This window comes from Enterobacter asburiae, assembly GCA_011754535.1.
Classification (GTDB): Bacteria; Pseudomonadota; Gammaproteobacteria; order Enterobacterales; family Enterobacteriaceae; genus Enterobacter; species Enterobacter cloacae_N.
Genome location: JAAQVN010000001.1, coordinates 4,503,066 through 4,519,817, shown reverse-complemented (window position 1 = coordinate 4,519,817; position 16,752 = coordinate 4,503,066). Strand labels below are relative to the sequence as shown.

The 16,752-nt window shown below is 58.6% G+C and carries 18 protein-coding genes; 10 read left to right on the top strand and 8 right to left on the bottom strand.

The features are described from left to right. The first annotated feature begins 64 nt into the window (after positions 1 to 64). Positions 65 to 1,090 (top strand): TerC/Alx family metal homeostasis membrane protein, encoded by a 1,026-nt coding sequence (locus tag HBM95_21515; GenBank protein ID NIH45486.1) that lies wholly within the window; start codon positions 65 to 67, stop codon positions 1,088 to 1,090. 60 nt (positions 1,091 to 1,150) lie between these two features. Here the strand turns inward: HBM95_21515 and HBM95_21510 are convergent, their stop codons facing one another. Beyond that, positions 1,151 to 1,804 (bottom strand): HAD family hydrolase, encoded by a 654-nt coding sequence (locus tag HBM95_21510; GenBank protein ID NIH45485.1) that lies wholly within the window; start codon positions 1,802 to 1,804, stop codon positions 1,151 to 1,153. 249 nt (positions 1,805 to 2,053) lie between these two features. On the opposite strand from HBM95_21510, the gene HBM95_21505 reads away from it, so the two are divergent. Continuing rightward, positions 2,054 to 2,581 carry a glycoside hydrolase gene (locus tag HBM95_21505; protein NIH45484.1) on the top strand — a complete coding sequence of 176 codons (528 nt, stop codon included), beginning with the start codon at positions 2,054 to 2,056 and terminating at the stop codon, positions 2,579 to 2,581. A gap of 5 nt (positions 2,582 to 2,586) precedes the next feature. Here HBM95_21505 and HBM95_21500 read toward each other — a convergent pair whose 3' ends face one another. Further along, positions 2,587 to 3,381, bottom strand: coding sequence for an SDR family NAD(P)-dependent oxidoreductase (locus HBM95_21500; GenBank protein ID NIH45483.1), 795 nt, complete (start codon positions 3,379 to 3,381; stop codon positions 2,587 to 2,589). Between the two features lie 32 nt (positions 3,382 to 3,413). Next, positions 3,414 to 4,295: a LysR family transcriptional regulator gene (locus HBM95_21495; protein NIH45482.1), complete on the bottom strand. Its 882-nt coding sequence runs from the start codon at positions 4,293 to 4,295 to the stop codon at positions 3,414 to 3,416. A gap of 99 nt (positions 4,296 to 4,394) precedes the next feature. Here HBM95_21495 and HBM95_21490 point away from each other — a divergent pair, with 99 nt between their 5' ends. The 8 genes from HBM95_21490 (at position 4,395) to HBM95_21455 (ending at position 12,591) form a co-directional block, all read left to right on the top strand. Continuing rightward, positions 4,395 to 4,901, top strand: a complete 507-nt coding sequence (locus tag HBM95_21490) for a phenolic acid decarboxylase (GenBank protein NIH45481.1) — start codon at positions 4,395 to 4,397, stop codon at positions 4,899 to 4,901. Between the two features lie 323 nt (positions 4,902 to 5,224). Next, positions 5,225 to 6,364, top strand: coding sequence for a UDP-4-amino-4-deoxy-L-arabinose aminotransferase (gene arnB, locus HBM95_21485; protein NIH45480.1), 1,140 nt, complete (start codon positions 5,225 to 5,227; stop codon positions 6,362 to 6,364). Between the two features lies 1 nt (position 6,365). Then, positions 6,366 to 7,349, top strand: a complete 984-nt coding sequence (gene arnC / locus HBM95_21480) for an undecaprenyl-phosphate 4-deoxy-4-formamido-L-arabinose transferase (protein NIH45479.1) — start codon at positions 6,366 to 6,368, stop codon at positions 7,347 to 7,349. After that, positions 7,346 to 9,328, top strand: a complete 1,983-nt coding sequence (gene arnA / locus HBM95_21475; GenBank protein ID NIH45478.1) for a bifunctional UDP-4-amino-4-deoxy-L-arabinose formyltransferase/UDP-glucuronic acid oxidase ArnA — start codon at positions 7,346 to 7,348, stop codon at positions 9,326 to 9,328. Before arnC ends, arnA begins: the two co-directional genes overlap by 4 nt. Continuing rightward, positions 9,325 to 10,227: a 4-deoxy-4-formamido-L-arabinose-phosphoundecaprenol deformylase gene (locus HBM95_21470; protein ID NIH45477.1), complete on the top strand. Its 903-nt coding sequence runs from the start codon at positions 9,325 to 9,327 to the stop codon at positions 10,225 to 10,227. The genes arnA and HBM95_21470 overlap by 4 nt, the downstream gene beginning before the upstream one ends. Next, the gene (gene arnT, locus HBM95_21465; protein ID NIH45476.1) at positions 10,224 to 11,879 is read left to right on the top strand and encodes a lipid IV(A) 4-amino-4-deoxy-L-arabinosyltransferase; all 1,656 of its coding nucleotides are present in this window, start codon (positions 10,224 to 10,226) and stop codon (positions 11,877 to 11,879) included. Before HBM95_21470 ends, arnT begins: the two co-directional genes overlap by 4 nt. Beyond that, positions 11,879 to 12,214: a 4-amino-4-deoxy-L-arabinose-phosphoundecaprenol flippase subunit ArnE gene (gene arnE / locus HBM95_21460; GenBank protein ID NIH45475.1), complete on the top strand. Its 336-nt coding sequence runs from the start codon at positions 11,879 to 11,881 to the stop codon at positions 12,212 to 12,214. Before arnT ends, arnE begins: the two co-directional genes overlap by 1 nt. Next, the gene (locus HBM95_21455; GenBank protein ID NIH45474.1) at positions 12,211 to 12,591 is read left to right on the top strand and encodes a 4-amino-4-deoxy-L-arabinose-phospho-UDP flippase; all 381 of its coding nucleotides are present in this window, start codon (positions 12,211 to 12,213) and stop codon (positions 12,589 to 12,591) included. Before arnE ends, HBM95_21455 begins: the two co-directional genes overlap by 4 nt. On the opposite strand, the gene acpT is transcribed toward HBM95_21455, so the two are convergent. The 5 genes from acpT to HBM95_21430 are packed head-to-tail and all read right to left on the bottom strand — an operon-like array spanning position 12,548 to position 16,752. After that, positions 12,548 to 13,156, bottom strand: a complete 609-nt coding sequence (gene acpT / locus HBM95_21450; GenBank protein ID NIH45473.1) for a 4'-phosphopantetheinyl transferase AcpT — start codon at positions 13,154 to 13,156, stop codon at positions 12,548 to 12,550. The two genes, HBM95_21455 and acpT, sit on opposite strands and share 44 nt — an antisense overlap. Before the next feature lie 2 nt (positions 13,157 to 13,158). Continuing rightward, complete coding sequence (locus tag HBM95_21445) at positions 13,159 to 14,388, bottom strand: beta-ketoacyl-ACP synthase (GenBank protein NIH45472.1); 1,230 nt, start codon at positions 14,386 to 14,388, stop codon at positions 13,159 to 13,161. Then, positions 14,385 to 15,116, bottom strand: coding sequence for a 3-oxoacyl-ACP reductase FabG (fabG, locus tag HBM95_21440; protein ID NIH45471.1), 732 nt, complete (start codon positions 15,114 to 15,116; stop codon positions 14,385 to 14,387). The genes HBM95_21445 and fabG overlap by 4 nt, the downstream gene beginning before the upstream one ends. Then, a complete protein-coding gene (locus tag HBM95_21435) occupies positions 15,113 to 15,586 on the bottom strand; it encodes a 3-hydroxy-fatty acyl-ACP dehydratase (GenBank protein ID NIH45470.1) in 474 nt (157 codons plus the stop codon). Before HBM95_21435 ends, fabG begins: the two co-directional genes overlap by 4 nt. Next, the gene (locus HBM95_21430) at positions 15,583 to 16,752 is read right to left on the bottom strand and encodes a beta-ketoacyl-[acyl-carrier-protein] synthase family protein (protein ID NIH45469.1); all 1,170 of its coding nucleotides are present in this window, start codon (positions 16,750 to 16,752) and stop codon (positions 15,583 to 15,585) included. Before HBM95_21430 ends, HBM95_21435 begins: the two co-directional genes overlap by 4 nt.

Genomic DNA, 16,752 nt, shown 5'->3' with positions numbered 1-16,752 from the left:
TTTTCTTCTTTTTGTTGCAAACGTTATCTCTGCCAGCGCGCAGATGAATGTTAAGGATAGATTCATGGCTTCTGCTCATCTCGGTTTCCCGACTGAAACCGTTGTTGTCTTTGTGGTGATGGCCGTTGGGGCGATGTTTATCGACCTCTTCATGCACCGTCACGATAAACCTGTTTCGCTCAAAAGTGCGGCCATGTGGTCCGTTTTCTGGTTCTCGATGGCGATGGCCTTCGCCGGGTTTCTGTATATCCACCACGGCGCCGAGATGGCGAGCCTGTTCCTCACCGGTTACGCACTGGAAGAGGTGCTGTCCATCGATAACCTGTTCGTGATGATGGCGATCTTCGCCTGGTTCGGCGTGCCGGATAAGTACCGTCACCGCGTGCTCTACTGGGGCGTACTGGGGGCGATAGTCTTCCGTGGTATTTTCGTGGCGATCGGCACCAGCCTGCTGAGCCTGGGGCCGTACGTGGAGGTCATTTTCGCGCTGGTCGTCGGCTGGACGGCGGTGATGATGCTCAAACGCAATGAAGAAAGTGATGAAGTGGAGGATTACTCCGGGCATCTCGCTTATCGCCTGGTGAAACGCTTTTACCCGGTCTGGCCAAAAATCAGCAGCCACGCCTTTATTCTGACCCAGAAAGAGGTAGATGCGGAGCTTGAGAAGCCGGAAAACCAGGACGTGACGGTAGGTCGCGTGAAGAAGGCGAAACGCTATGCGACGCCGTTGCTGCTTTGCGTGGCGGTAGTGGAACTCTCTGACGTGATGTTCGCGTTTGACTCCGTGCCGGCCATTATTGCCGTGAGCCGCGAGCCGCTGATTATCTACAGCGCCATGATGTTCGCCATTCTCGGCCTGCGTACGCTCTACTTTGTTCTGGAAGCGCTCAAGCAGTATCTGGTGCACCTTGAGAAAGCGGTGGTGCTGCTGCTGTTCTTCGTGGCGTTCAAGCTGGGGTTAAATGCCACCGACCACTTCTGGCACCACGGTTACAGCATTGGCGCGACGGCCAGCCTGTTTGTGGTGTTAGGCGTGCTGGCGCTGGGGATTATTACGAGCGTGATGTTCCCGGGGAAACGTGAGGCCTGATGCACCGCTTTTCTCCCTCTCCCTGTGGGAGAGGGCTGGGGTGAGGGCACCAGACCGCACCTAACCCTTAATCGGCGAATTCCGGCGCTTGCGCGGATGGTGGAAGTGCCGCCAGTGCGGATCCTGCGCCGCCGCCAGCAGCTCGTGGTCGCCGCGGGTGTCTCCCCAGGCGCGCAGATGATAGGCGTTCAGATCGCCGTACACTTTTTCCAGCCTTGCCACCTTCTGGGCGCAGCGGCAGTTATTTCCCGTGATGCGCCCCGTCAGCTTGCCGTCCTTCACTTCCAGCTGCGTACCAATTAGCTTGATGCCAAGCTTGTCCGCCCACGGCTGGAGCACCAGCGCCGGGGACGCGGAACAGATAGTCACTTCCGCCCCTGAATTCACCTCAGCCGCCACAGCCAGAACCCCTTCGGGGCGCATCAGCTTGTTCCAGTATTTTTCGCAAAAGGCTTCCGCCTGCTGGCGTAGCCAGCGTTCGTCCACGCCCGTCAGGAACGTTTTGATCAGCACTTCCTTCAGCTCATCGCGCGTCAGCTTGCGGCGCACGCAGTGGAGCGTGGGCAGCGCCATGCGCACCAGGCGACCCGCAAAGTAGCGTTTTCCAAAGGCAAAACGCAGGAAAGGGATAAAGCTGTCGTGGTGCGTGAGCGTCCCATCGAAGTCAAAGACAGAGAGCACGCTGGATTTCGCCACCGTCTCGTCGGCAATCATATTGGTCATAAATACGTCTTAGCTGAAATACACATTCTGTCGATCAGTTTACCTGCTTTACCTGAACAGTCCTTACATCACCACCCTTTTTTTTCTCAATCTTGCGATCTGAAAGTGAGTCCAATTTTGGCCTCAATAATGATTGGTGAAAAAATGAGCTGTCTATATTATCGCCACATCGAAAGATATTTAGGGGGAACGTTGGCCCCCACAGGTAAGGAAAAATTCACTCTTAGCTCCTGTTCAGATATGACATTCAGATCGCTTATTTCAATCCTCACGTTAAGTTTTGCTTCGTTTTCCGCACTGAGTTTTCAGCTGCCCGCCTCCATGATCTCGGTGAAGAGTGGCTTTGCGGAATCGCCGGTGAAGTCGGCCCTGCTTCACCAGGAGACGGGCCCACTCCGCTCCCGGATTCTGGATCAATACCAGAAATGGAAAGGGACCCACTATCAGTGGGGCGGCACCACGCACCGCGGGGTGGATTGCTCCGCGCTCATGCAGCATCTGTTCAGCGATGCGGCGAATCTTCACTTACCGCGCACGACGAGCGAGCAGATCCATCGCGGTGTGCAGGTGGAGCAATACCGTCTGAAAGCGGGAGATTTAGTCTTCTTCCAGACGGGCCCGAACCGCAAGCACGTCGGTGTTTATATTGGTAACAGCCAGTTTATTCATGCCTCCAGCAGCCAGGGCGTAACGGTTTCAACCCTGACTGATGGCTACTGGCAGGATCGTTACATTACTGCCCGTCGTGTCGCGGGCAGCGCGGCCTGACGATATTAAATAATGTCATCAACAACGCCACCGTCGACGCGCAATGCCGCGCCCGAGGTGGCGGAGGCCTGCGTCGAACAGACATAAATCACCATATTCGCCACCTCTTCAACCGTGGCGGCGCGCTGGATAACCGAGCTGGGGCGGTTGGCCATCACAAACTCTTTCGCCAGTTGCTCCAGCGATTTACCTGTTTTCTCTATCTCATCTTTCATCATTTCAGCGAAACCGTCCGACATCGTCGGGCCCGGCAGCACGCTGTTCACCGTCACGCCGCTTCCCGCCACGAACTTTGCCAGCCCGCGCGCCAGCGAGAGCTGGGCCGTTTTGGTCACCCCGTAGTGGATCATGTCTGCCGGGATATTGCAGGCCGACTCGGAGGAGATAAACACCACGCGGCCCCAGCCTTTTTTCACCATGCCCGGCAGCAGGGCGCGGGAGAGGCGTACGCCGGACATCACGTTGGTCTGCCAGTAGCGCTCCCAGGTTTCATCGTCGGTGCTATAGAAATCCTGCGGGCCGTAAATTCCGGCGTTGTTCACCAGAATATCGACGTCGCTCGCGACCTTCAGCAGTGATTCAACCCCTTCCGCGGTGCTGAGATCGGCAATGGCGGCACGCACCTGCACGCCGGGCACAACCTGCTGCAGTTGCTGAATACCCTTGTTCACCGAGTCGGTGCTGCGGCCATTAACGATCACTTCCGCGCCGCTTTCCGCCAGGCCTCTGGCAATGGCGAACCCGATCCCGCCGGTTGAGGCGGTGACCAGGGCCACTTTCCCCGCAAAGTCGATTTTCATCATCAGCTCCTTATCGTTTTAACGTTCGGACCTTAAAGCGTAGCAGGTGATGATGACGGCTCCTGGCTAAAAAGACGCAGCAGCGTCTCGACCTGCTCATCCAGTGGGGCGAGGGTGCGTTTCACGATCAGATGCAGCGGCGTGGCCCGACGAACGCCGTGGCTCAACGGGAGAATTTTTAGCACGCCTTGCTCCAGCTGAGGCTGAACGCGTTCTTCGGGCAGCCAGCCGTAGCCGACCTGAGAGACGACCGCCTCTATGGCGGCATCAACGGTCGAGAATGTCCACGACTCGCCCGCAGTCCGCGCGGCGTTCTGGCTGTCCGCTATCTGGATAAGCGGCCACGGGCGTAGCATCTCATCATTCAGCGGCGCGTCGAGGCTAAAAAGGGGATGCTGGTGATGCGCGACGGCGACAAAGTCGATATTCATCAGCCATTCGCCGAGCCCGGTAATGTCCTGGCGGCGGGTTAAGACCATCACATCGGCCTCGTTGTTCATGACATCGGTGCGGGTATTTTCAAGCACCTCCGTGAGGCGGACCTGAGTTTGCGGATACTGTTGCTGGAACTGGCGCAGAATGGCGAACAGGCGGCGGCGGGGGAAAATGGAGTCCACCACCAGATCCAACCGCGTGCGCATCCCGTTACGAAGGGTCGCCGCGCGCGTCTCGACGTACGAAAACGCTTTTAGCAGCGGTTTCACCTGGCTGAGAAGCAGTTCTCCGGCCGGGGTTAACACCGCCCGGCGCCCCTCTGGCGCCAGCAGCGCCACGCCCAGCCGCTCCTGCAGCAGCGACAGGTTATAGCTTACCGATGACTGGCTGCGGTGGGTTTCTTCCGCGGCTTTGGCAAAGCTGCCCGCGTCCACCACTTTTTCCAGTAAAGCCCACTGTTCCAGCGTCGTCTTGTGCATAATGTATCTAAATTTTGGATGAATTTGATTAAAACATAGCGTTATTCATTCATTTTTTGAAGGTTTAAGATCGTCTCATCAAAACGAAGGAGACATCTTATGAACACATTCGACAAACACGACTTAAGCGGCTTCGTTGGTAAACATCTGGTATATACCTACGATAACGGCTGGAATTACGAAATTTACATCAAAAATGAAAACACCATCGACTACCGTATTCACAGCGGTCTGGTGGGTAATCGTTGGGTGAAAGATCAGCGGGTGTATATCGTTCGCGTCGGTGAAAGCATCTATAAAATTTCCTGGACCGAGCCAACCGGCACCGATGTCAGCCTGATTGCGAACCTGGGTGACCGCCTGTTTCACGGCACCATCTTCTTCCCACGTTGGGTCATGAATAACCCGGAAAAAACCGTCTGCTTCCAGAACGATCACATTCCGCTGATGAACAGCTATCGCGACGCTGGCCCGACCTATCCAACGGAAGTGATTGATGAATTCGCAACAATCACCTTTGTACGCGACTGTGGTGCCAATGATGAAAGCGTGATTGCCTGTGCGGCCAGCGAGTTACCGGAAAACTTTCCCGATAACTTAAAATAAGCGCGACAATTAACTAAAAAGAAAAGTTCCCGGTTATTTCTTCTTTTTAAGAAATAGCCGGGATTTTTTTTGTTTGTTGATGTCTGGTTTAAAATAACATTTTGTAAAAATTGAGTTGAATCACGAAATAAATAATTCATAATTATATAAGTGACTGTTTATAAATGAAATGATGATGTTTTTGTTACATCTGGAATACGCATCTTAATTTTTCCCTAAGAAATGAACGATACCTTGATATGAGTTTATGGTTCGTTGAAATAAACGAACAGGCAATTGGTTAATATCAAGCGCGTGCCATTCTTATTGCAAGGAAATTAATGATGAGTGATTTTTTGCCTTTTTCCCGCCCGTCGATGGGTAATGAGGAATTAGCGGCGTTGCAGGAGGTTTTAACCTCCGGCTGGATCACCACCGGGCCTAAAAATCAGGAACTTGAAGCGGCATTTTGTCAGCTGACGGGGAACCAGCACGCGATTGCCGTCTGTTCGGCGACGGCGGGCATGCACGTCACGCTGATGGCGCTGGATATTGGCCCGGGCGATGAGGTCATTACCCCCTCTCAGACCTGGGTCTCCACGCTGAATATGATCGTGTTGCTGGGCGCCACGCCGGTCATGATCGATGTGGACAAAGAGACATTGATGGTCACGCCGGAAGCGGTTGAAGCCGCCATTACCCCGCGTACCAAAGCGATTATTCCGGTGCATTATGCCGGCGCGCCGTGTGATATCGACGCCATTCATGCCGTCGGCGAGCGTCACGGTATTCCGGTGATTGAAGACGCGGCCCATGCCGCCGGAACGTACTACAAGAACCGTCACGTGGGCTGGAAAGGCACGGCGATTTTTTCCTTCCACGCCATCAAAAACATGACCTGCGCGGAAGGCGGTTTAGTCGTCACGGATAATGCCCGGCTGGCACAGCGGATCCGCAGCCTGAAATTCCACGGTCTGGGCGTGGATGCCTATGACCGCCAGACGCACGGCCGTGCGCCGCAGGCGGAAGTGATCGCGCCGGGGTATAAATACAACCTGGCGGATATCAATGCCGCGCTGGCGCTGGTACAGCTGGGCAAGCTGAAAGAGGCCAATAAACGCCGTGAGGAAATCGCGCAACGCTACCTGCGCGAACTTGCCGATACGCCGTTCCAGCCGCTCACCATTCCGTCATGGCCGCACGTACACGCCTGGCATCTGTTTATTATTCGCGTTGATGAAGCGCGCTGCGGGATCTCACGCGACGGCCTGATGGCGGCGCTGAAGGAGAAAGGCATCGGCACCGGCCTCCACTTCCGAGCGGCGCATACGCAAAAATACTATCGCGAGCGCTTTCCTGATGTATCGCTTCCGAATTCGGAATGGAACAGCGCGCGTATTTGTTCTCTCCCTCTTTTCCCGGACATGACTCATGACGACACAACCCGCGTCATTACCGCGCTCCATCAGCTTGCAGGACATTGATATGTTCAGCGCACCGCCTGTACAAAAAGTTTCGGTGGTCATCCCTGTTTATAACGAGCAGGAGAGCCTGCCCGAGCTGATCCGCCGCACAACGGCCGCCTGCGACACGCTGGGCAAAGCCTATGAAATTCTGCTGGTGGATGACGGCAGCAGTGATGATTCCGCGCTGATGCTGACCGAAGCCGCCCAGGCCGAAGGCAGCCATATTGTTGCCGTGCTGCTCAACCGTAACTACGGCCAGCACTCCGCCATTATGGCCGGGTTCAGCCACGTGACGGGCGATCTGATCATCACTCTGGATGCAGATCTGCAAAACCCGCCGGAGGAGATCCCGCGTCTGGTGGCGAAAGCTGATGAAGGCTATGACGTGGTTGGCACGGTGCGTCAGAACCGTCAGGACAGCCTTTTCCGTAAGCTGGCCTCGCGAACCATCAACCGTCTTATTCAGCGCACCACCGGTAAAGCGATGGGCGATTACGGCTGCATGCTGCGCGCCTACCGCCGCCATATTGTCGACGCCATGCTTCACTGCCATGAGCGCAGCACCTTTATTCCGATCCTCGCCAACACCTTTGCCCGCAAGGCAACGGAAATTCCGGTCCTGCACGCCGAGCGCGAGCACGGGGAATCGAAGTACAGCTTTATGCGTCTCATCAACCTGATGTATGACCTCGTCACCTGCCTGACCACCACGCCGCTGCGCCTGCTGAGCGTGTTCGGCAGCATCATCGCCCTGGCCGGGTTTACGCTGTCCGTCCTGCTGGTGGTGCTGCGCCTGGTCTTTGGCCCGCAGTGGGCGGCGGAAGGGGTCTTCATGCTCTTTGCCGTGCTGTTTATGTTCATCGGTGCCCAGTTCGTCGGAATGGGCCTGCTCGGTGAATACATTGGCCGTATCTACAACGATGTTCGCGCACGTCCGCGCTACTTTATTCAACGTGTTGTCCGTCAGGAACACAAAGCATCTCAAGAGGAAACCCACCCATGAAAGCCGTTGTATTTGCCTATCACGATATGGGGTGCGCGGGCACGCTGGCCCTGCTGGAAGCGGGCTATGACATTGCTGCAATCTTTACCCATCCGGACGCGGCGGGAGAGAACCACTTCTTCGGCTCCGTGGCGCGTATCGCCGCCGAGCGTGGTATTCCGGTTTATGCCCCGGACGACGTCAACCACCCGCTGTGGGTGGATCGCATCCGCGCGCTCGCCCCGGATGTCATCTTCTCGTTCTACTATCGCAACCTGATCTGCGACGAGATCTTAGGTTTAGCCGCCAAAGGTGCCTTTAACCTTCACGGCTCTCTGCTGCCCGCCTACCGTGGCCGCGCGCCGCTGAACTGGGTGCTGGTCAACGGTGAAACCGAAACCGGCGTGACGCTGCACCGCATGGTGCACCGCGCGGATGCCGGGGCCATCGTCGCCCAGCAGCGCGTGGCAATCGACGCGGATGAAACGGCGCTTGAGCTGCATCAGAAACTCTGCACCGCGGCGCAAAGCCTGCTGCGTGACGCGCTGCCAGCCATCCTCAACGGCACCTTCAGCGAGACTGAGCAGGACGAAAGCAAGGCCAGCTGCTTTGGCCGCCGCACGCCGGAAGATGGTCGTCTGGACTGGAACAAACCCGCCCGCCAGCTGCATAACCTGGTGCGCGCCGTGACCGACCCGTGGCCGGGCGCGTACAGCTTTGCGGGCGTAAGCAAATTTATCGTCTGGAAATCCCGCGTGCGTGACGATATCCCGGCGGCTAAACCGGGCACCGTCGTCTCCGTCTCTCCGCTGGTGGTGAGCTGCGGCGAGCAGGCGCTGGAGATCGTCACCGGTCAGACCGACAACGGCCTGTATGTTCAGGGCACGCAGCTGGCGCAGTCTTTGGGGCTGGTGGCCGGGGCGCTGATCACCAGCGCGCCGGTGGTTGCCATCAAGCGCCGCACCCGCGTGTTGATCCTCGGCGTGAACGGGTTCATCGGTAACCACCTGACCGAACGTCTGCTCAGGGATGATAACTACGAGATTTACGGTCTGGATATTGGCTCTGACGCCATCAGCCGTTTCCTCAACAACCCGCGCTTCCACTTCGTTGAAGGGGATATCAGCATCCACTCCGAGTGGATCGAATACCACATTAAAAAATGCGACGTGGTGCTGCCGCTGGTCGCCATTGCCACGCCAATCGAGTACACCCGTAACCCGCTGCGCGTGTTCGAGCTGGACTTCGAGGAGAACCTGAAGATCATCCGCGACTGCGTGAAATACGACAAGCGCATCATCTTCCCGTCCACCTCTGAAGTGTACGGCATGTGTACCGACAAAAACTTCGATGAAGACACTTCCAGCCTCGTGGTGGGGCCGATCAACAAACAGCGCTGGATCTACTCTGTCTCCAAACAGCTGCTGGACCGCGTGATTTGGGCCTACGGCGAGAAAGAGGGCCTGCGCTTTACCTTGTTCCGTCCGTTCAACTGGATGGGGCCGCGTCTGGATAACCTGAACGCGGCGCGTATCGGCAGCTCCCGCGCGATCACCCAGCTGATCCTGAACCTGGTGGAAGGCTCGCCTATCAAGTTGATTGAAGGGGGGAGCCAGAAACGCTGCTTTACGGATATCAGCGACGGTATCGAAGCCCTGTTCCGCATCATCGAAAACAAAGATAACCGCTGCAACGGAGAGATCATCAACATCGGTAACCCTGAAAACGAGGCGAGCATTCGCGAGCTGGCAGAGATGCTGCTGGCCAGCTTTGAGCGCCACCCGCTGCGCGATCGCTTCCCGCCGTTTGCCGGTTTCCGCGAAGTGGAAAGCAGCAGCTACTATGGTAAGGGCTACCAGGACGTCGAGCACCGTAAACCAAGCATCCGCAACGCGAAGCGCTGCCTGAACTGGACGCCGACGGTGAAGATGGAGAAGACCATTGATGAGACGCTCGACTTCTTCCTGCGCACCGTGGAGCTGTCGGAACAGGCCTCATGAAAAAAGTCGGTTTACGCATTGATGTCGACACCTTCAGGGGAACGCGTGACGGCGTGCCCGGACTGCTGGAACTGCTGAGCAGGCACGGCGTACGTGCCAGCATTTTCTTCAGCGTGGGGCCTGACAACATGGGACGCCATTTATGGCGTCTGGTTAAACCGGCATTTCTGTTCAAAATGCTGCGCTCGCGCGCGGCATCCCTCTACGGCTGGGATATTTTGCTGGCCGGCACCGCTTGGCCCGGCAGACGCATCGGCGCGGGTAATGAAGCGGTGATTCGCGAGGCGGCGCAGCATCATGAAATTGGCCTGCATGCCTGGGATCACCATGCCTGGCAGGCCTGGGCAGGCGTCTGGGATATCTCACGCCTGTCCCGTGAGGTCGAACGTGGAATGCTGGAGCTTGAGGCCATCATTGGTCAGCCCGTACGCTGCTCCGCCGTGGCGGGATGGCGTGCCGACCAGCGGGTGGTTAAAGCCAAAGAGCATTTCGCGTTTCGCTACAACAGCGACTGCCGCGGAACCGGGCCATTTTTGCCGCTGTTAGGCGAAAATCGCTACGGTACCGTGCAAATTCCGGTCACGCTTCCTACGTGGGATGAGGTGGTGGGGTGCGAGGTCAAAGCGGAAGAATTTAATCGCTATATTCTGGACCGCATCCATCGTGACGCCGGTACGCCGGTGTATACCATCCATGCCGAAGTGGAAGGGATTGCGTATCAGCATGATTTCGATGCGCTGCTGACGATGGCCGCTCAGGAGGGCATCGAATTCTGCCCGTTGAGCGAGCTGCTGCCGGACGACCTCAGCACCCTGCCCGTGGGCAAAGTGGTCCGTAGTGAACTGGCTGGCCGGGAAGGCTGGCTTGGCTATCAACAAATCGTGAGTCCGGTCCCATGAAAACAGCCCGTTATGGCGTAGCGCTTCTCGCACTGTTTATCGTTTACTACCTCATTCCGGTCGATATCCGTCTGCTGTGGCAGCCCGATGAAACGCGCTATGCGGAAATCAGCCGCGAAATGCTGGCATCGGGTGACTGGGTTGTCCCGCATTTTCTGGGGCTGCGTTACTTTGAAAAGCCGATTGCCGGCTACTGGATCAACAGTATCGGGCAATGGCTGTTCGGGCACACGAACTTTGCCGTACGCGCCGGGTCGATCTTCTCCACGGGGCTCGCGGCGCTGCTGGTTATCTGGATGGCATGGCGGCTCTGGCGGGATAAGCGGACAGCCATATTCTCCGGCCTTATCTTCCTGACCCTGTTTCTGGTGTACGGCATCGGCACGTATGCGGTGCTGGATCCTATCATCAGCCTGTGGCTGGTGGCGGCGATGTGCAGCTTCTGGCTGGCGTCGCAGGCCCAAACCGTGGCCGGAAAAGCGGGTGGCTATGTGCTGCTTGGGCTGGCCTGCGGAATGGGGGTGATGACCAAAGGCTTCCTGGCACTGGCCGTTCCGGTGATTGGCGTGCTTCCGTGGGTCATCGCCCGGAAGCGCTGGAAAGAGGTGCTGATTTTTGGCTGGCTCGCGATCCTCAGCTGCGTGCTGATTGTTCTGCCGTGGGCGCTGGCCATTGCGCACCGTGAGCCTGATTTCTGGCGTTACTTCTTCTGGGTTGAGCATATTCAGCGTTTTGCCCAGAGCGACGCACAGCATAAAGCCCCGTTCTGGTACTACGTGCCATTCCTGATCGCGGGCAGCCTGCCGTGGCTGGCGCTGCTGCCCGGCGCGCTGCGTCTCGGCTGGAATGACAGACAAAACGCGGGCGGTGGGTTCTATCTGCTGGGTTGGGTGGTGATGCCGCTGCTGTTCTTCAGCATCGCCAAAGGCAAGCTGCCAACCTATATCCTGCCCTGTTTCGCTCCGCTGGCTATCCTGATGGCGCGCTATGCCTGCCTCGCGGCGGAAAAAGGCGCCAGAGCGTTACGCATTAACGGCGGCATTAACCTGGCGTTTGGCGTCATCGGCGTGGTGGCGGCGCTGGTGGTTTCGCCGTGGGGACTGGCTAAGCATCCGGTCTGGACGTCGGTTGAACTGTATAAAGTCTTCTGTGCGGTGGTAGCGTTCCTCATCTGGGCCGCGGTAGGCTGGTTTACGTTCCGGCGGAGCCAGCAGCGCTGGTGGCTGGCGGCGCTGTGTCCAGCAGGCCTGGCGCTGCTGATTGGTTTTGCCATTCCTAACCTGGTGGTGGACTCCAAACAGCCCCAGTCGCTGGTCGATACCGTGCGGGAGCCGTTGCAGGAAAGCCGATTCGTGCTGGCCAATAACGTGGGCGTGGCCGCGGGCCTGGCGTGGGAACTGAAGCGCAATAACATCACGCTCTTTGGTCAGAGCGGCGAGCTGCGCTACGGGCTGGATTATCCCGATGTGAAAGACCGTTTTGTCAGTGAGGACGACTTCGCGCAGTGGCTGGCAACGCATCGTCAGCAGGGGCGCGTGTCGCTGGTGATGCTGCTCTCAAAGCGTGACGATCTTTCACAGGCGAATTTACCGCAGCCGGACAATCTCTATATCCAGGGGCGTCTGGCCCTGCTGGAGTATCTGCCGAAGTGATGACGTGGACCTGGCTCGTACTGGCAAGCCTGCTCAGCTGTGCGGGGCAGCTGTGCCAGAAACAGGCCACCCGTCCGGCGAAGGCCGGGCGGCGTGGCGCGCACATCGCGCTGTGGCTTGGCCTGGCAATGCTGGCGCTGGGCGGCGGTATGCTGGTCTGGCTGGTGGTGCTGCAGCGTCTGCCCGTCGGCGTCGCCTATCCGATGCTGAGCCTCAATTTTGTCTGGGTAACGCTGGCGGCGAAGGTCTTCTGGCGTGAGCACGTTGCTGTGCATCACTGGCTGGGAGTCGGGTTCATCATCATTGGGATTATCGTGCTGGGAGGAAGCCTGTGAAAGGCGCGTTCTGGGCGTTATGCAGCGTGCTGTTAGTCAGCGCCGCGCAGCTGTTGCTGCGCGATGCCATGCAGGCTCTGCCACCAGTCAGCGATTTTCTGACGTTTATCTCTGCGCTGTGGCACGTCTCGCCCGGCACGGGCGCGCTGCTGCTGGGATTGACGGGATACGTGGCCTCCATGGGCTGCTGGTATCTGGCGCTGCATCGCATGGCGCTCAGCAAAGCCTATGCCTTGCTGAGCCTCAGCTATATCATGGTGTGGGGCGCGGCGATCCTGCTGCCCGGCTGGGGAGAAGGCTTCTCCTGGCGCGGGCTGGCGGGCGTCGGGTTTATTATGCTGGGTGTACTGGTGATTTTCCTGCCCCGACGTGAATAATCGACTCGGTGGTCAGGGTGTAAGGGGTTGCAGTACAGACGGCAAGGCTCAGAGAACCGAGCTGTAACTGGCTGACCGCGTGCGACCGGGCCGTGCTGTCGATGCTGACAATCTGCCAGGCGCTGCCGCCACGCTGTTTCACAATCGCTTCTTTTCGCGTCCAGATACGCCAGAAGGCGGAAAGCCGTTCCTCGGGCGCTTCACGCTCCAGCTCGTCATGCTCTGTCAGGCTGAAAACGGCGTTGGCCAGCGCCTGCCAGTTCTTGCGGGGGCGAATCACTTCGATATCGCAGCCCACTTCACCTTCATCGCTCATCAGTAAGGCGATATCGTCACCGCTATGGCTCAGGTTGAACCACAGCGGATTCCCCTTCTCAAAGGCCGGTTTCCCCTGCTCGCCGTAAATGATGTCGGGGAGCGGGTGAGGGGATAATGTTCTGGCGAGCAGCGTCCGGCCTGCCAGCCAGGAGGCATGTCGTGCACCCGGAGGTGCCCTGTCTGCGAGCGTTGACGCCAGCGGGTCCGCGCAAAGGGTGGAAATTTTTCCCAGTACAAACCGGTACATAGTTACGCCCAGCGTTTAATAATAATCGAGGTATTGATGCCGCCAAACGCGAAGTTATTGCTCTGCAGATACTCGCAGTCAATCTGACGGGCTTCTCCCATAATATAATCTAAAGCCCCGCATTGCTCATCCGGCTGCGTTAAATTGAGCGTCGGGGCAAACCAGCCTTCGCGCATCATCTGCAGGCTCATCCATGCTTCCAGCGCGCCGCAGGCCCCCAGCGTGTGGCCTAAATAGCTCTTCAGCGAGGAAACCGGCACGCTGTCACCGTAGATGGCGGCAGTAGCCTGGCTTTCGGCGATATCGCCGCGGTCGGTGGCGGTACCGTGCGCGGAGATATACCCCATATCCCGGGCGCTTAATCCCGCCATCGCCAGCGACTGCTCCATGCAAATCTGCATGGTGTCGCGCTGTGGCTGGGTGATATGGGCCGCGTCACAGTTAGTGGCAAAGCCTACAATTTCGCCGTAGATCGTGGCCCCACGCGCTCTGGCGTGCTCCAGCTCTTCGAGTATCAGGGTACCCGCACCTTCCCCAATCACCAGACCATCGCGCTGCGTATCAAACGGCGACGGGGTGGTTTTGGGTTCGTCGTTGCGCTGGCTGGTGGCAAACAGCGTGTCAAACACCGCCGCTTCTGACGGACAAAGCTCTTCCGCGCCCCCCGCGACCATAACGGTCTGATACCCGTGGCGAATCGCCTCCCAGGCGTAGCCTATCGCCTGGCTGCCGGAGGTACAGGCGCTCGACGTCGGGATGACGCGGCCGCGTAATCCAAAGAACAGGCCGGTATTCACCGCGGTGGTGTGCGGCATCATCTGGACATAGGTTGTCCCGGTGATGTTATTGGTGTGCTTTTCGGTGAGCATGGTCGCGAATTCGCTGACCGGGCCGGTGCTACCTGTCGAAGAGCCGTAGGCGATACCGGTTTGCCCGTTGGTGAGCACCGCTTCGCCAATCAGCCCCGCCTGCTCCAGCGCCAGCTCAGTAGCGCGGGTCGACATCAGCGACACCCGGCCCATGGCGCGGATACGCTTGCGGGTATAGTGTTCCGGCAGCGCGAAATCGTCGATCGGCGCGCCCAGCAGGGTGTGCAGACCTTCGTACACCTGCCATTCCGGCATTTTACGCACGGCGTTTTCATACGCCAGCAGCCGGCTGGAAACGGATTGCCAGCTCTCGCCAAAGGCGGTCACGCCGCCCATGCCCGTAATCACCACGCGACGCGTCATAGCATTCCTCCGTTAATGGAAATGACCTGTCGGGTGACGTAGCCCGCAATATCCGACATCAGGTAGCTTGCCAGCCCGGCGACCTCCTCAGCCTGGCCCATACGTTTCATTGGGATGATGGACATCGCTTCCTTCAGCGCAGCCTCCTCCATCTCAATCATGCCGGTATCAATCAGCCCCGGGGCAATGCAGTTCACGGTGATTTTGCGTTTTGCCAGCTCGATCGCCAGCGCTTTGGTGGCGCCGATAATGCCCGCTTTTGCCGCACTGTAGTTCACCTGCCCGCGGTTGCCCATCACGCCGGACACGGACGATAAGGTGATAATGCGCCCCCCTTTACGGGTGCCGATCATCGGCATAATGCAGGGGTGAATGACGTTATAAAAGCTGTCGAGATTGGTGTGGATCACGCTGTCCCAGTCGTCTTCACTCAGTGCCGGAAAGGCACCGTCGCGGGCGATCCCGGCATTGCTGACCACGCCATACCATGCGCCATAAGCTTCAATTTCTTGCTCCAGCACCTCGCGGCACTGTTCGCGGTTGCCCACGTCAAACGAGAGTAAACGACCGCTGCCGCCCGCCTGCGTGATGGCGTCCAGCGTCTCCTGCGCGCCTGCGGCATCACGGTGGTAATGCACGCCGACGGTGAACCCGTCAGCGGCAAGCTGGCGGGCGATGGCGCGACCAATGCCTTTGCTGGCCCCTGTGACCAGAACGGAACGACTCATGCGTGGGATCCCTGATTAAAAAGCGATGTTAATTCTTCTGCACTCGGCTGGAAGGTGTTGACCCGGCCCGTGGCCAGCGTCTCTTCATCTGCGGAAATCGTACATTCAAAACTGCCGAACCGTTCGTCCTGCATCAGCAGCTTAACGGTAATGTCCAGCGTTAAGCCTTTGGCGAAACGCCCGCTGGCGCAGACCAGCTCGCGCGCGCCGAGCACCATGCCCAGCGCGATATGCTCTTGCCCCTGCTGCTGACGATGCCAGCCTGACCAGACGCCAATGGTCTGCGCCATCAATTCGAGCGCGTACCAGCCTGGCAGGTCGCCATCGGCATTGAGAAACGGCGCCAGCACGCTTTGCCTGTCAACCGCGACGCGGCAGACCGCCGTGTCGTCCGTAACATTCTCAACGGACCCCAGCAGCATCATGGGCGCCTCGTGCGGCAAATAGGCTTCGGGTGATAGATAGCTCATGACGCTCTCCCCAGCAGAATGCTGGCGTTGTTGCCGCCAAACGCGAACGAGTTAGACAAAATCACCGGCTTTTTCAGGGCGGCGCGCTGGTGCAGCAGGCCGCACGGCGCGAGCGTGTCGTCCGGGGCATAGCGGGAAAAATCCTGCGGCGGCAAGGGCAGATCGCGCGTCAGGATCAGCCAGCTCAGTGCCGCTTCGGTGATACCGGCAGCGCCCAGCGTGTGGCCGGTCAGGTGTTTGGTTGAGCTGCACGGCACGCTCTCCCCGAAGAGATCGTGTACCACCTGCGATTCAATCTGATCGTTGAGCGGCGTGGCCGTGCCGTGCAGGTTGATATAGCCGATGTCGCCCGGCTGCATGCCCGCTTCGTTGAGCGCCTGAGTGATAGCCCTTATCGCCCCTTCGCCCTGAGGATGCGGGGCGGAAATATGGTACGCATCGCTGGATTCGCCCGTCCCGAGCAGCGCCACGTCCGCAGGTTCCCGGCTCAATACCATCAGCGCCGCCGCTTCACCGATGGTGATCCCCCGGCGGTCGCGCCCAAACGGCTCGCAGAGCGTAGGGGAGAAGGATTCAAGGCTGTTAAAACCGTTGACGGGCATTCGGCTCAGGGTATCGGCCCCGCCGACAATGGCGATGTCCACCAGCCCGGCTTCAATCAGGCGTTTGCCGCCAATCATCGCCCGCGCGCTGGAGGAGCAGGCGGTGGAGATCGTATAGGCCGGGCCTTCAAGCTGCAGCCAGTTGGCAAGGAAGCGGGACGGATCGCCCAGCTCCTGCTGCGGGTACTGCCATCGCGTGCTGGTCTCGCCGTCGGTCATGCGCCTAACGTGCTCATCGCCTTCATCCAGCCCGGAAGTGCTGGTTCCCAGCACCACGGCCACGCGGTCGCGACCGACGCGGGCGATGGCCTCGTCAACGGTTGACTGAATCTGCGCCAGTGCGGCCAGCAGCAGCTGGTTATTGCGGGTGCGGTGTGCACAGAAGCTATCCGGGATGGGCGGCAGCTCGCCTTCCACGGCGCCCAGTACCGCTTCGGGGGCTCCCTGCAACCAGCCGGCCCGGGCGTGCATACCCGGCGCCACGCCTGCCGTCAGGTTCGCGGCAATCTCGTCAGGCGAGTTGCCCAGCGCGTTGACCATGCCAACAGCGGATATATAGATCAT